Annotated in this window: 14 protein-coding genes; 12 read left to right on the forward strand and 2 right to left on the reverse strand. The window is 44.5% G+C overall.

What is annotated here, in order from left to right; translation table 11 throughout:
- From CEW93_RS00005 to CEW93_RS00020, 4 genes are all read left to right on the forward strand, one after another.
- Window positions 1-3,844, forward strand: a 3,844-nt coding sequence (locus CEW93_RS00005; protein ID WP_146416616.1) for a PA14 domain-containing protein, incomplete at its 5' end; no start/stop codon positions are given.
- Window positions 3,845-4,080: 236 nt separating this feature from the next.
- Window positions 4,081-5,577, forward strand: coding sequence for a TolC family protein (locus tag CEW93_RS00010; RefSeq protein WP_255503851.1), 1,497 nt, complete (start codon window positions 4,081-4,083; stop codon window positions 5,575-5,577).
- Between the two features lie 8 nt (window positions 5,578-5,585).
- Entirely contained in the window at window positions 5,586-7,751 is a 2,166-nt protein-coding gene (locus CEW93_RS00015; RefSeq protein WP_089541105.1) for an ATP-binding cassette domain-containing protein, read from the forward strand.
- A gap of 12 nt (window positions 7,752-7,763) precedes the next feature.
- Window positions 7,764-8,933 (forward strand): HlyD family efflux transporter periplasmic adaptor subunit, encoded by a 1,170-nt coding sequence (locus CEW93_RS00020; protein WP_089541106.1) that lies wholly within the window; start codon window positions 7,764-7,766, stop codon window positions 8,931-8,933.
- Here the strand turns inward: CEW93_RS00020 and CEW93_RS00025 are convergent.
- Complete coding sequence (locus CEW93_RS00025) at window positions 8,930-9,079, reverse strand: oxidoreductase-like domain-containing protein (protein WP_089541107.1); 150 nt, start codon at window positions 9,077-9,079, stop codon at window positions 8,930-8,932. The genes CEW93_RS00020 and CEW93_RS00025 overlap by 4 nt on opposite strands.
- A gap of 159 nt (window positions 9,080-9,238) precedes the next feature.
- Between CEW93_RS00025 and CEW93_RS00030 the strand changes: the two genes are divergently transcribed.
- From CEW93_RS00030 to CEW93_RS00065, 8 genes are all read left to right on the forward strand, one after another.
- Window positions 9,239-10,060, forward strand: coding sequence for a M48 family metallopeptidase (locus CEW93_RS00030; RefSeq protein WP_089541108.1), 822 nt, complete (start codon window positions 9,239-9,241; stop codon window positions 10,058-10,060).
- Window position 10,061: 1 nt separating this feature from the next.
- Window positions 10,062-10,382, forward strand: a complete 321-nt coding sequence (locus CEW93_RS00035) for a BolA family transcriptional regulator (protein WP_089541109.1) — start codon at window positions 10,062-10,064, stop codon at window positions 10,380-10,382.
- 15 nt (window positions 10,383-10,397) lie between these two features.
- On the forward strand, window positions 10,398-10,787 hold the full coding sequence (locus CEW93_RS00040) for a hypothetical protein (RefSeq protein WP_089541110.1): 390 nt from the start codon (window positions 10,398-10,400) through the stop codon (window positions 10,785-10,787).
- On the forward strand, window positions 10,777-11,097 hold the full coding sequence (locus CEW93_RS11045) for a sulfurtransferase TusA family protein (protein ID WP_186727854.1): 321 nt from the start codon (window positions 10,777-10,779) through the stop codon (window positions 11,095-11,097). Before CEW93_RS00040 ends, CEW93_RS11045 begins: the two co-directional genes overlap by 11 nt.
- 372 nt (window positions 11,098-11,469) lie before the next feature.
- Complete coding sequence (gene rpoH / locus CEW93_RS00050; protein WP_370511924.1) at window positions 11,470-12,324, forward strand: RNA polymerase sigma factor RpoH; 855 nt, start codon at window positions 11,470-11,472, stop codon at window positions 12,322-12,324.
- The gene (locus CEW93_RS00055; protein WP_089541112.1) at window positions 12,317-12,703 is read left to right on the forward strand and encodes a DUF423 domain-containing protein; all 387 of its coding nucleotides are present in this window, start codon (window positions 12,317-12,319) and stop codon (window positions 12,701-12,703) included. Before rpoH ends, CEW93_RS00055 begins: the two co-directional genes overlap by 8 nt.
- Window positions 12,700-12,897 carry a sulfur carrier protein ThiS gene (thiS, locus tag CEW93_RS00060; RefSeq protein WP_089541113.1) on the forward strand — a complete coding sequence of 66 codons (198 nt, stop codon included), beginning with the start codon at window positions 12,700-12,702 and terminating at the stop codon, window positions 12,895-12,897. The genes CEW93_RS00055 and thiS overlap by 4 nt, the downstream gene beginning before the upstream one ends.
- Window positions 12,898-13,211: 314 nt before the next feature.
- Window positions 13,212-13,781: a HEAT repeat domain-containing protein gene (locus CEW93_RS00065; protein ID WP_222432699.1), complete on the forward strand. Its 570-nt coding sequence runs from the start codon at window positions 13,212-13,214 to the stop codon at window positions 13,779-13,781.
- An 83-nt stretch (window positions 13,782-13,864) separates the two neighbouring features.
- On the opposite strand, the gene CEW93_RS00070 is transcribed toward CEW93_RS00065, so the two are convergent.
- Window positions 13,865-14,074, reverse strand: coding sequence for a hypothetical protein (locus CEW93_RS00070; protein ID WP_089541115.1), 210 nt, complete (start codon window positions 14,072-14,074; stop codon window positions 13,865-13,867).
- Between the last annotated feature and the right edge of the window lie 25 nt (window positions 14,075-14,099).

Genomic DNA, 14,099 nt, shown 5'->3' on the forward strand with positions numbered 1-14,099 from the left:
CATCAGCCAAGTTGATGGCGCCAAAGTGGGTGTGGCTCAAGCAGACACCACCATCGTTGACAGCTCAACCACGCCAAACTTAGCCCCAAGCGTTGTGGTAACCGTTACCATCACGCCTGAGCAAGGTAAAGCTGTGGCAGGTCAAGAAGTTGCTACTAGTGTTGGCACAGATCCAGAAGGCGAGCCTTTGGTGTATAGCTTGACGCCAAACTCAAACCCCGATGGTTTGTACGCCATTAACCCGCAAACAGGCCAAGTTACCTTAACTCAACAAGGTGCCGACCATATTAATGCAGGTCATGATTTGCCTGTGGTGCAGGTAACTGTTACTGACCCACATGGTTTAACAGGTCAAGATAACGATAATAATGTACCAAGCACAATTGATGTGCCTGCCCCTGCAACCGCACCAGAGGTTAGCATTGTTAAAGACGCAGACAATAACGGCTACATCAATGCTGATGAAAAAGGCACAGACACCACCACAGATGTTAGCGTACTGATCCCTGCTGATGCCAAAGATGGTGATGTGGTTACGGTGGTTGATGGCAACGGCGTTGAGCTTATTAAATACACCGTTGGTCAGCATGGCGTTGTTGCAGGCTCAACCCAAACCTTAACAGGCGTGATGTTACCAAATGAAGGTGAGACGTTGAGTGTTAAAGCCTTTATTACAAACGTATCAGGCTCACTCACAGGCAATACCGATTCTGCGATTATTGATACCATTGCCCCAGATGCCAATAACTTGTCCATTGAGATTATCAGCATTGCAGGTCAAGATAATGTTCTAAACTTATCAGAAGCTGTGATTACTGACAAACTTATCCCTGTGGTAGGTAAGGTAACAGGCGACTTCTTGCCAGGTAACTATGTTACTGTTCATGTCAATGGTAAGTATGAGACAGTGGCAGTTGATGACCAAGGCATGTTTACTGCTTACTTTGCAGGCACGGAGCTTAATGCTGACGTTGATAGAGTGGTAGAAGCAACCATCTTGGCACGTGATAAGGCAGGCAACCTGACCACCAAAACAGCCGATAAGATGTTTACGGTAGAAACTGCCATTGCACCAAGCATTGATGACTTTACGACTTTAACCAACCCCATTTATGTGTCTGAGGAAGGTCTTAAAAATGGCATCACTGATAATCAAGGCTCGCCAGATACCACCAATAGTAGCGTGATAACAGGTCAGTTTACCTTTAAAGACCCAGACAGCTCACAGCTAAGCTTGGAATTAGAAGGCTTGACCACGGTTCAAACCTTGTCAGGCAACGATGTGGCGTGGCAGTGGGACGCAAGCTCCAACACGCTCAAAGGTACAGCCAATGGTGAGTTGGTATTGACCGTAGAAGTGGCACAGCCTGTGCTTGTCAGCGGTGATAAGTTTGCATCTGACTATACCATAAAACTGCATCAGCCCATTTTGCACCCTGTGCATGGCATTGAAGATGTGTTAAATCTTGACTTTAACCTAAAAGTCTCTGATGGCACGTCCACCACCACAGGTCAATTTGCCATCGTGGTAGAAGATGATATGCCATCTATTGACCAAAATGCTCATGTGGATATTGTGCTACAAAAACAACCTGCTCAAACCAACCTATTGGTCGGCTTTGATGTGTCAAGTAGCATGAACTCACCTGCCATTCTTGATGGTAAACCTGCAACTCGTCTGGATGTAACTCAAAAAGCTCTGTCTGATGCCATCAAGCAGTACGATTCGGGCGATAATGAAGTGATGGTTAAGATGGTGTTGTTTGGCAGAGAAGCAAATACTGTTGGCAATACTTGGATGACAGCATCTGATGCCTTAGCTTGGATTGCTACTTTGAGAGATTATGCGGACGCTAATATTAATCGTGGTAGCACCAACTATGAAGATACCTTGGCGAAGATGATGGATGCATTTGCGCACCCAGGCAAGTTTACAGGTAGCGATGCAAATAACGTCTCCATTTTCTTGACAGATGGACACCCAAATGTGTCTATGGGTGATAATAATGGTCTATCAGGTACAGTAAATGGTGGTCATGACAGTCCGCGTATCAGTAAAGCCGAAGAGAAAGTGTGGACAGATTGGCTGAAAACCAACAACATCAAGTCTTATGCTTACTCAGCCCACATCGGTTCAGATTCATCAGCGATTGACCCAATTGCTTATGATGGCAAAACATCAACTGACTTGGACGGTTTGGCAGCAACTGACACATCAGGCTTGGCTCAAAACTTGACTGAAAATACCAGCATCTCAATCCAAAGCGTTACTGCCACAGGCGATGGTTCTGTATTTATCAATGATAATACCATCTCAGGTCAGTTCACAGGCTTTGGTGCAGATGGTGGCTATGTCTCCAAAGTGGTCATTGGTGGGGCGACTTACACCTTTGATGGTAAAGACATTACCACGCCAAATGGCACAATGACCAACACCAGCTTTGTTAGCATCAATACTCCACAAGGTGGCAAATTGGTGGTGGACATGGCAACTGCCAAATACAGCTACACATCAGCAGTTAATAAATCTGCTTATCAAGAACAGATGACCTATACGGTAGTTGATGGCGATGGCGATGGCGTTGAGTCTAAGCAAACGTGGAATGTGGTTGTCAAAGACGTTGATGGCAATACATCAATCAATGGCAAAGCGACACTTGATGTGATCGATGGTAGTATCAAAGGCTTAAATGGCGAGTACTATGGTTATAACGACCAAGTAGTTGCAGGCAATAAAGTGCATGCTGATGATACTAAGTATGGCAACCTGCAAACCATTTCTGACATGGAAGGTATCATCAACGGACGTAATGGTGCAGACGTGGTTGGCACAAATGCTTCTGCCCATCAAGGTGCTCCTGATGCTCGCTTTACTGCCACAACCATTAACTATGGTAATGTCAGAACGAGTTTGGGTACAAACACCAGCTTAGCAAGTGGTGAGACAGCAGGTACAGGTGGTTTAACAACAAGCAACAGTCAATTGTACAAATTCTTGTCAAAATCCAATAGTGATGGTAACAGTATTGTTGCTGAGTCAGGTTTGGGCAACACCACAGATGCTGGCATACGTGTTACGGGTAATATCTACTTAGAGCCGGGTCAGTATGATTTTAGAGTCTATTCTGATGATGGTTTCCGTTTGTTGTTAGATGGTCAGTCTGTGATTGAGTATGATAACATTCGTGCCCCAGACACCAGTACTGCCACAGGCGTGCAGATTAAAGGCGGTCTTGTACCAGTGGAGCTACTCTACTGGGAGCAAGGAGCTCAGGGCGTGCTTAACTTTGAGTACAAACCAAGCCATGAAACTGAGTGGAAGACACTGGATTTAAGCGACACATTGATGCTCAGAGACAACTCGCTAGACCTAAACATCTTGCAAGACATCGTCATGGTTAATGATGAATGGCATGTTCGTACAGGTGATGTGATTAGTGGTACCAACCCCAAAGACCAAGAATTCATCACAGGTACAGAAGCCAAAGACATCATTTATGGTGGCAAGATGAATGACGCGCTTGTTGGTGGCAAAGGTGCTGACTTGTTTGTCTATAACACGCAAGTGGACAATGATAACGACATCATCAAAGACTTTACTGTTGGTGTGGATAAGATTGTCCTAAGTGATGTGATTGACGTCAATGCTCAAAATCTAGGTATTAATCTGGATAACCCAGCTTGGGCAGGCAAAGACAGTGTCAGCGACATGGCGTGGAATGACAGCACTAAGACCCTAAGCTTCAAGACGGCTGACGGTGGTAGCAATGCCATCACGTTTGAGAACATGACAGAGTCTTATACTGACTTAGATGCGTTCTTAAAAGCCAACGCCATCTTGTAACGCCAACCAACCCAAAAAACCTGCAAGTTCGCTTGTGGGTTTTTTGTTATTATGAAGTGCGGTTGAGTCATTTTTTGGTATGATTTTTGCTAAATAACAAGTGCTGTTATCGGCACAAATCGTTTAACAGCCCAATAAATCGGCTCAAAGCAAGAATACATAGGACAGGCGTTGCAGTAATTTAAGCCAAAATTTGCTATGATAAACCGATGAATATATTGACTGGGTAGGTGGTTGTGATAACAACAAAAATTTCAAAACTCGGGCTTGGCATACTGGCGATGATGACATCGCTGGTTGTGCGTGCCGAAGTCAATCCTTTAAATATTGATGAACTTATTATTAAGGCAACCAACACGCACCCTTTGGTGAATGCAGCTCGTGCTGATGAGCTTGCTGCCCAAGAAGGCGTAAAGGCTGCCAAGTTAAGCTTGTGGGCGACCCCCAGTGTCAGTGCAGGGCATGACAGCCAAGATGGTCTTATCAGTACTGTAACCATCAGACAACCTGTGTGGACAGGTGGTCAGCTGACTGCCAACATTAACCGCAGTATTTATGACGAAAAATCGGCAACTGCTTACATTTTTGACCAACAAAACACGGTGGCAAAAAATACCATAGACATTTGGCAAAGCTACATTTATGCCATTGCTTTACAGGAGCTTTATACAGCGAACTTGGAGAGACTTCGTGAATTTGAAGCCATGATGCAGCGACGTGTGGAGCATGGGGTTTCTGCCAGAATTGAGCTGGATTTGGTAAAAAATCGCATTTTGCAGGATTATAACTCATACCAAGGGGCGTTAGAGCAAGAGCGTGTGGCAGGGGCAAGATTGGCACAGCTTGTTGGTGAGAGCATTGGCACAAAAAACTATCATGTTACTTTAAAAATGCTGACTGACTATGCCAAGACTCAATCGGTCAATTTTGAAAACATGGTGTTTAACAGCTCAGGAGCAACCCATCCAAGTGTGGTGCGTCAGTTTTACCAAGTAGAATCTGCCAAACAAGAAGCAAAATCCCAGCTTGCCAGCCGTTATCCAACGATGTATGTGCAATATCAGCATACCTTTAAATTGGAAAAACATAGTGATAAAGGGGATTTTTCGGTGGGCATGAGTTATGACCCAGGGGCAGGATTTTCCAATATGGCATTGGCTCGTGCATCGCAAGCTCGTGCATTAAGTCTTTCACAAAGCCAAGAAGCTGCCCGCCGTAATGTCATGGAAAGCTTGCAGACGCAGTATCAAGAGTTTGTCTCTGCCAAGGACAAAGAGCGTTCGCTCACGTCCGCCATTGATGGGGCTCAGATTGTTGTGGATTCTTATGGGCGACAGTTTATTGCAGGGCGAAAATCTTGGCTGGAAGTGCTCAATGCCGTGCGGGAATTGTCAGACTATCAGCGACAGCTTTTAGAAGTGCAAAGTCAGATGGTGGCAAGTTTTTATAAATTGCAAGTGGATTTTGGGGCGATGCCGTGGCAAAAAGAGCATAAGGCCATCATTGAGCCTGTCAGTGAATTTCGTCCATATCGAGCGTTTGTGGATTGGGCACAGACTCAAAAGAGCAAGCTGAAACGCCCAAAAATCAGCCCAACACCAACTGATGACAGTTTGCCTGAATGGACGCTAGATGAGCTGGCTTTTGCTGGCGATGAAACAGAAGATACAGACATAGATGGGGGTGATGTGTTGATACCTGACGACCCCCTGATGATAATTGACACCAATTAAGGAAACCTATGCTTTCGCAGAATACCATTAGTATCAAACAAAACCTAAGTGAGCTTGGTCATGCTACTGCTGTTTTATTAAAAGAGCAGGGCGTGCCTGTGGATGCTAACCGTTTGCACTCTGCCATCAATGGGTTGGATGAGATTCATGACCCAGAAGGGCAGTTGTTGGTTTTGTTGTCTGTGCTTGGTATTGCTGATTTGCCATTTATTCTAAGTGAGCCCGACCCTGCATATATGCCACTGTTGGCACATCATACTGAGCTTGGTTATGGGCGAGTGGTGGCACAGGTGCAATCAGGTCTGTGGACCTTTGAGCAGTCAGGTGGTCGTTTTACTTGTCGCACGTCTGATTTGGATTTTGTGGCAAAGATTACGCTGACCGATGAACATATTGCTCAAAAAAACATCACGTTTTCACAATTATTAAAACAAAATTTACGCCAATATAAATGGGTGGTCATAGAAGCGGTGATGGCATCTTTTATCATCAATATGCTGGCACTTGCCATCTCGCTGTTTTCTATGCAGGTGTATGACCGTGTTATTCCTACAAGCAGTAAATACACACTCATCATTTTATCATCAGGCGTGGCATTGATTATTTTGTTTGAGTTGGGTATGAAATTTGCTCGCTCAAAAGTTATGGATAAACTGGTGGTAGGCATAGACCAAACTTTATCACGCAAAATCTTTGAGCGTTTGTTAAAGGTGCGAATAGACCAAATGCCAAATTCGGTCGGCAGTCTGGTGGCACAGCTACGTGGCTATGAGCAGGTGCGAAGTTTTTTTACTGCCAGCAGTTTGTTTACGGTGGTTGATGTACCAATGAGCTTGCTGTTTATTACCATCATTGCTGTCATTGGTTCGCCTTGGGTGGCGTTAGTGCCAATCATCGCTGCGGTGATAGGGGTGTTTTTGGGCTTAAATAGCCGTAAAAAAATGGATGCCACAGCCGCCGAAGGGGCATCTGCTTCTTATCTAAAAACAGGGATTTTGGTAGAAACTGTAGAAGGCATGGAGACCATCAAAGCAGGCTCTGGTAACTGGAAGTTTTTATCACGTTGGCTAAACGTCATGGACACCACCACCAAAAATGACCTAAAAATGCGTCATATCAATGATAATTTGACATATAGTGTGCAAATGCTTCAACAGGTCAGTTATATTGGTATTGTCATTGTGGGGGCGTTTATCGTGATGGGGCAACAGATGACCACAGGGGGGCTGATTGCTTGTACGATTTTGGGGGGGCGGATTTTAGCACCCATCATGAGTTTGCCAAACCTTTTGGTTCAACATTCGCACGCCAAAGCTGCCCAAATGAACATTGAACGCTTGTTTAGCCTTGCCCAAGACAATGACAACGTCAGCCACCCTTTATCACCAAGTCGCATCTATGGTAATTATCAATGCGAGCGTTTGCAGTTTAAATATGGTGAAAATGATCGTTTGGCATTAGATGTGCCAAGATTGACCATCAATGCAGGTGAGCGAGTGGCGATTTTGGGTTCTATCGGTTCAGGCAAATCTACCTTGCTAAAAATGCTTTCAGGACTGTATTCGCCGACATCAGGAACTGTTTTGGTGGATGGACTTGACATGAGTCATATCAGCCGAGAGTCTTTAAATCATCAAATTGGCTACTTGCAACAAGACCACCGCTTATTTCAAGGCACGCTTAGAGAAAACTTGCTCATTGGTATGCCAACCCCAAGTGATGACATTTTAAATAAAACCTTGCACCGCACAGGGCTTATCCGCTTGGTGTCAGGGCATTCTAATGGTTTGGATTTGCCCATCAGTGAAGGCGGTAAGGGTTTGTCAGGCGGTCAAAAACAACTGGTGGCTTTTACACGTTTGGTGCTGACAGAGCCGTCTGTGTGGCTGATGGACGAACCAACAGCATCTATGGACAATCAGCAAGCCCAGCAATGTCTAAGGGTTGTTGCCGAAGAGTTAAAAGACCCATCAAAAACGCTCATTGTTTCCACGCACAAAATGGAGCTTTTGGCACTTGTCAATCGCATCATCATCATGGCAAACGGTCAGGTGGTGATGGACGGACCTAAGCAGATGGTGCTGGACCAACTGATGAAAAATGAACAAAACGCACACGACCGCCAACAGTTATCAGGTCAAAACCAGACGATGATTCAGGGCAAACAGTCTTAATGGAAAATATCTATGAATGAGTATAATTACCGACCGACCAAACCTCAGACAGGTAAATTTAGCCTTGTGATTTGGGCGACTTTGGTGATGATTGTGATTTTGGTGGTGTGGGCATCGTTTGCTAAGATTGACCAAGTAACCCGAGCTACCGCCACCGTCATTGCTAGTGCCAGAACCCAAGAGATACAAGCGGTGGACGAAGGAGTGCTTTCTGAACTGCTTGTCAAAGAAGGCGATGACGTTAAAAAAGGTGATTTGTTGGCGGTACTAGAAGAAGAGCGAGCCAAGGCGGCTTTGGACAATAGTGCAACCAAAGTGGCAGCCCTGCAAGCAAGGGTGGCACGTTTGGAAGCAGAGATTTTTGATAAGCCACTTAAATTTAGTGCCGATGTCCAAAAATACCCTGAATACGTCCAAAACCAAACCGAGCTGTATAATCGCCGTCGTCAAGCCATTCAGCAAGATGTGTCATCACTGGAAAACATGCTCAGGCTTGCCAAACAAGAGCTGTCTTTAAATGAGCCACTACTGGTACATGGTGATGTCAGTCAAGCAGACGTGATTAAACTTCGCCGTCAGGTGGCAGATATTGAAGCTCAGATTACCAATAAGCGTAATAAATATTTTGAAGAAGCCCAAACCGAGCTGACCAAAGCCCAAGAAGAGCTACAAGTAGAGCAAGAACAGCTTAGAGACCGCACCCAAGTACTAGAAGAAAAACGCCTGTTTGCTCCCACAGATGGTAAAGTAAATAACATTGCTGTTACCACCATTGGTGGGGTGGTCAGACCAGGTGATACCATCATGCAACTGCTACCGACCAGCAGTGATTTGATTGTAGAAGCCAAGGTAAAACCTGTGGACATTGCCTATGTCAAAGAAGGTCAAATGGCAAGTGTGAAGCTAGATGCGTATGACTTTTCTATTTTTGGGGCGATGGACGGTGAAGTCATCTACATCTCTCCTGATACGCTGATGGAAAAGACACCACAAGGTGAAGAGCCTTATTATCGGGTGCAAATTCGTATCGCGGGGGCTCAGTATGAAAACCGTGCCAAAGACATTGTCATCAAGCCGGGTATGACCGCCAGTGTGGACATCAAAGCAATGGAGCGAACAGTATTGTCTTATCTGACCAAGCCGATTACCAAAACATTGTCAGAAGGTTTGGGAGAGCGTTAATCGTCAGTTGGGGGACGTTGGGTGTATTTGGCATCATATTCTGCCTTTTCTTGGCGATAAATCTCAAATACACATAACTCTTCACAACCACTTTGACAGCATTCATCGTCTTCTGGTGGGGTGGGTGGCGGTGGTATGTCGGTCATAAAAGGCTCCTAAAATTATCATTATAAAGTTTTTTGTGGGCATTGCAAGAGCCAGCGTGCCGATAAAATATTTGTGCTTTTTTGTGTAGATGGCTTGCTATTGATGAGAGTTTGGTTATAATCATGTGGTTAAACCTTAAAATAAAAAGGGGTGTCAGCATGAAATTTTTTAAAAAAACTCTATTAACAAGCATATTAAGTGTCAGTTTGATTTTGCCCATGTCAGGCTGTTCTAGCACCACCGAAGCAGGGGCGGTGGGGGCTGACCGTAAGCAGTTGCTTTTGGTATCTAGTGAAGAGGTGCTGGCATTATCCAACCAAGCCTATCAGCAAACCATCAGCGAAGCCAGACGAGCGGGTAAATTAGATGTTGATACCGCCCAAGTGGCTCGCCTAAGACGCATCGCCAATCATCTAATCCCACACACCACCATTTATCGTGGCGATGCAGGTATGTGGCGTTGGCAGGTGCATTCTATCCAAGATAATACCATAAATGCCTATGTCATGCCGGGCGGTAAGATTGTTTTTTATAGTGGCATCATAGACAAATTACAATTAAGCGATGCTGAGATTGCCGCCATCATGGGGCATGAGATGGCACACGCTTTGCGTGAACATAGCCGAGAGCGTATGAGTCGTAGCATGGCGACAGGTAGCGTGCTGTCCATTGCATCGGCTGCTTTGGGTTTGTCATCAGGTCAAGCACAGCTTGCCAGTTTGGCAGGGAGCATTGGTCTTGATTTGCCCCATTCACGCACCCAAGAAGCCGAAGCGGATAAAATCGGTCTTGAGCTGATGGCAAGAGCAGGTTATGCCCCAACTGCTGCCATCACGCTTTGGCGAAAAATGCAACGAGCGTCCGAAGGGAGCATGCCCCAGTTTTTAAGCACGCACCCCAATAGTGAAAATCGCATTAAACAAATCCAAGCTTTATTGCCAATTGTTAACCCTTTATACCAATCTTCTGTAAAACGCTGATATGACCACACACACACTTTTGACAAATGCCCTAAACGCTCTTAATCCTGTCTATATGACCCTAGATAACGAAAGCCATATGCACGCAGGTTATTATGATGGTAAAGAAAGTCATTTTAAACTGGTCATCGTCTCTGATGACTTTAAAAACAAGCGTCTGACAGCAAGACATCAGGCGGTATATGCCATTGCCACGCCGTTTTTGATGGCACAAGGGGGAAGTATTCACGCCTTAGCCATTCATGCTTATACACCTGATGAATGGTCGGCATTATCATCAGCCCCAGACAGTCCAAACTGTGCAGGACAAAACAAACATTAATATAAGTTGAATATCATGAAAAAAATCATCAGTTTAAGTGGGTGTATTTTGGTTTTGGCAGGCTGTGCTACCACAGGTACGATTGCCCCACAGTATATCAACCCTGCCAATTATCAAAGTCATGATTGCAATACATTGCAAGGTGAAATTGCCCGAGTGAGCAAGCTGGCACAAGCCACCGAAAACCAAAACGTCAGTCTAGCCACAGGTGTGGGCATTGGCATCTCAGCAGGGCGAGGTGGCATTTATCCGTCCATCAGTTTGGGTACAGGTGTTGGTAGTGGACAACGTCAAGCCAAAAAGAACACTTTGGCTCGTCTGTATGGTGAACATGATGCGATGGTTTTGTCGGCTCGTCAAAAGAGCTGTGCTTTTGTGCAGGGCATAAAAATCTATGGCGAATGATTTACCCATGCTCAGCGATGAGCTAAATGCGTCCTTAGATGATAAAGCATTTGCCTTGTGCCAACCTTTGTGTGATAAGAGCATGGCAGATGGGCAAATCACCGCCTTTTTTGATGCTCGTGGACTGGCTTGTCCCATGCCTTTATTAAAAGCGAAAGTTGCTTTGCGTACGGTGGCAGATAGCAAAAGTTTGTATCTGATTGCTACGGATAAAAACAGCCAAACCGACTTGGTGGCGTTTTGTCAAAAACAAGGTCTTCAAGTACAAAGCTGGGCAGATGACGTTTATCATTTTATCATCACCAAATAACCTTGCCATCAAAAAGCCATCTAATTTTGCTGATACATTGAAATTTGTTAAAATGTTTATCAATTTAACATACGCCCCTAGCGTTTCACCATTCAAAGGCTTACAATAGGGGTGTTTTTATTTGATATGTAGAACAAAATGACCAAATACCGACATGACAATCCTGCCCGAACAGATGATTTTGGCGATTATGATGAGTTTGATGGCGATTATGATGATTTTGAAGGATTTGATGGCTTTGATGAGTCAGATGAGCTTGATGATTTAGATGATGTGGACGAAGATTTTGGGGTGAATGCACTTCACCGCCTCAATGTTGTGCGTCTAGATTCCCCAAACCATGATGTCGCCACCAAAGATTTGGTGCCTGCCATGCCCACCCATCTGACCGCCCCCGGGGTAAATTTAGGTGCGTATATTAATACCGTTCACCAAATCCCAATACTCACCCCCAACGAAGAAAAACAGCTGGCTGAGCGTTACTATTATGATGGTGATGTGGAAGCGGCACGGCTTTTGGTGATGAGCCATTTGCGATTTGTGATACATATTGCTCGCAGTTATTCAGGTTATGGGTTGTCGCAAGCTGACCTTATCCAAGAAGGTAATTTGGGATTGATGAAAGCGGTCAAGCGTTTTGACCCCAGCAAAGGCGTGCGTTTGGTAAGTTTTGCAGTGCATTGGATTAAGGCGGAGATTCACGAGTTTGTCATCAAAAACTGGCGGATTGTTAAAGTGGCAACCACCAAAGCCCATCGCAAACTGTTTTTTAATTTGCGTAGCCTAAAAAAATCCAGCAATCAGCTTACTTTGGAAGAAGCCGAAGCCATTGCTCATGATTTGGGGGTAACGGTCAAGCAAGTGTTGGAAATGGAAAGTCGTTTGACCAGCTATGATGCGTCCTTTGAAATGCAAGACAGTGATGAAGACGATGGGCGTTATGCGCCACAGCTGTTTTTAGAAGATGCCATTGACCCTGCTGATGTCGTAGAAGATGCCAACTGGGAAGAAAACACCACCACTGCCCTGCAAAGTGCCATGCAGGGGCTAGACGACCGCTCACGAGACATCATTACACAAAGATGGCTTGCTGACCAAAAATCCACACTGCATGAACTGGCGGCGGTTTATAATATTTCAGCCGAAAGGGTGCGTCAGATTGAAAAAAATGCCATGGATAAAATCCGTGATGCGATGATGATGGACACCATGATTTTTGATGAGTGATGAGATGGATAGACAATATTGGTTAAAAATTGCAGGACTAAATCTTGCCATAGCCGTGGCTTTGGGGGCTTTTGGGGCTCATGGTCTAAAAAAGATGGCAGACAGCTATGCCTTGCAGATTTGGGATACGGCGACTTTGTACTTGTTTGTGCATGGATTGGGTTTGCTTGCTTTGGGCGTGTTGGCGGTATTGGGCTATCGTATTGGTAAGATTGCCATGACTTTGCAAGTTGGTATCATTATTTTTAGTGGCACACTGTATTTGATGGCACTTGGACTGCCTAAATGGCTAGGAGCAATCACGCCGATTGGTGGCACAATGCTCATCATTGGTTGGCTGTTGTTGTGTTTTATGAAATTGCCTAAGGATAATCTATGAACGTCATGCTAAATGGCACGCCAATAAATACCCACCATCAAACTGTGCTGGCATTGTTGGAGGAGCAAGGACTCACGCACGGTCGTTTTGCAGTAGAGATAGATGGATGGCTGATACCTAAGGCACATCTGGCAGACACCGTCATTACTGATGGCCTAAAAATAGAAGTGGTGCAGGCGGTGGGGGGTGGTTAGGCATATTTTTGCTCATATTCAGAATTCTTATTAAGGTTAAGCGTACTAAACCATAATTTTTAACATGGGGTAAATATCTGAATTTGCAACCAAAGTAGCAGGCGGTCATCTGATTTATTCTTAGGTTGTGTCAGGTAAATTCTGAAATTTGAAACGATTGGATTAACTCAGGGAATGGACACACTAGATTTGAACGCTGTAAATGGCTTAAAAATAAATACCAGTATTCTAAAATGCCGTTAAAGCTACTAACAAGTGCGGGACTGTCGTCATGGTAGAGCAAGTAAGAATAAGAAGAAAAAATGATTGATGATATGACAAAGGAAGTGGAAATACTAGCCTACAAATACATGGAAAGTCAAGATGATGAAACTGTCTTTGATTACTTACAAGATACAGATGGCAAGGTTCGTACCATTGCAGGCAAGACCATTCAGCTGCGTGGCTCTGATGAATTATTTTATCAAGTCATCAGCCTAAAAAACGCCCAAAAATATTATCTTCGTGAACTTTGTGCGTTTATTTTGGGTCAGTTTAAAACGGTTAATCAAGACATTTTGGCACAAATTCCACCGATTTTATTGGCATTATCCAAAGATAACAGTATCAGCGTTAAGACGAATGCCATTTATGCGTTGGGACATTTTTATGGCTGTCATTCCATGAATTTGCCCTTATCGGACATTGATGACAAAATCAGAAAGATGATACTGTCATACAGCACACACCCAACATCATCAGTTCGGGTCAGTTGTGCTTTTGCTTTGGGTAACTTACCTGACGATAAAACGGTCAGAGCCACTCTCAATCAATTGCTAAATGATGAAAATGCAGAAGTCAGTGAGTGGGCAGAAGTTTCGCTTGAAATATTGGATAATAAATAATCCAGAGTAAAACGAAATTTGCGACATACACGCCATTGGCGAGGGTATGCGTATTGAGGTGGTGCAGGCGCGGTGGGAGGTGGCTAACCAAAGCCTTCTAGCCACTCTTGTTTGTCAATGGTGTACTCAGAAACACAAAAACCGTCAGGATAATCTTTAAAGCCTTTTTGGGTTAGGGCGTATTGCTTGGCTTGCTCTGCATTTTCAAGACTTGAAAATACGCCCAGACATTTGTCATTATCACAGCCAAAAGCATCAACTCTGGTGTGCCATAAAATATAAACCTTATCCACAAACTTGACCTATAAACTCTTGTCA

It is taken from the genome of Moraxella sp. VT-16-12, assembly GCF_002224245.2.
Taxonomy (GTDB): domain Bacteria; phylum Pseudomonadota; class Gammaproteobacteria; order Pseudomonadales; family Moraxellaceae; genus Moraxella.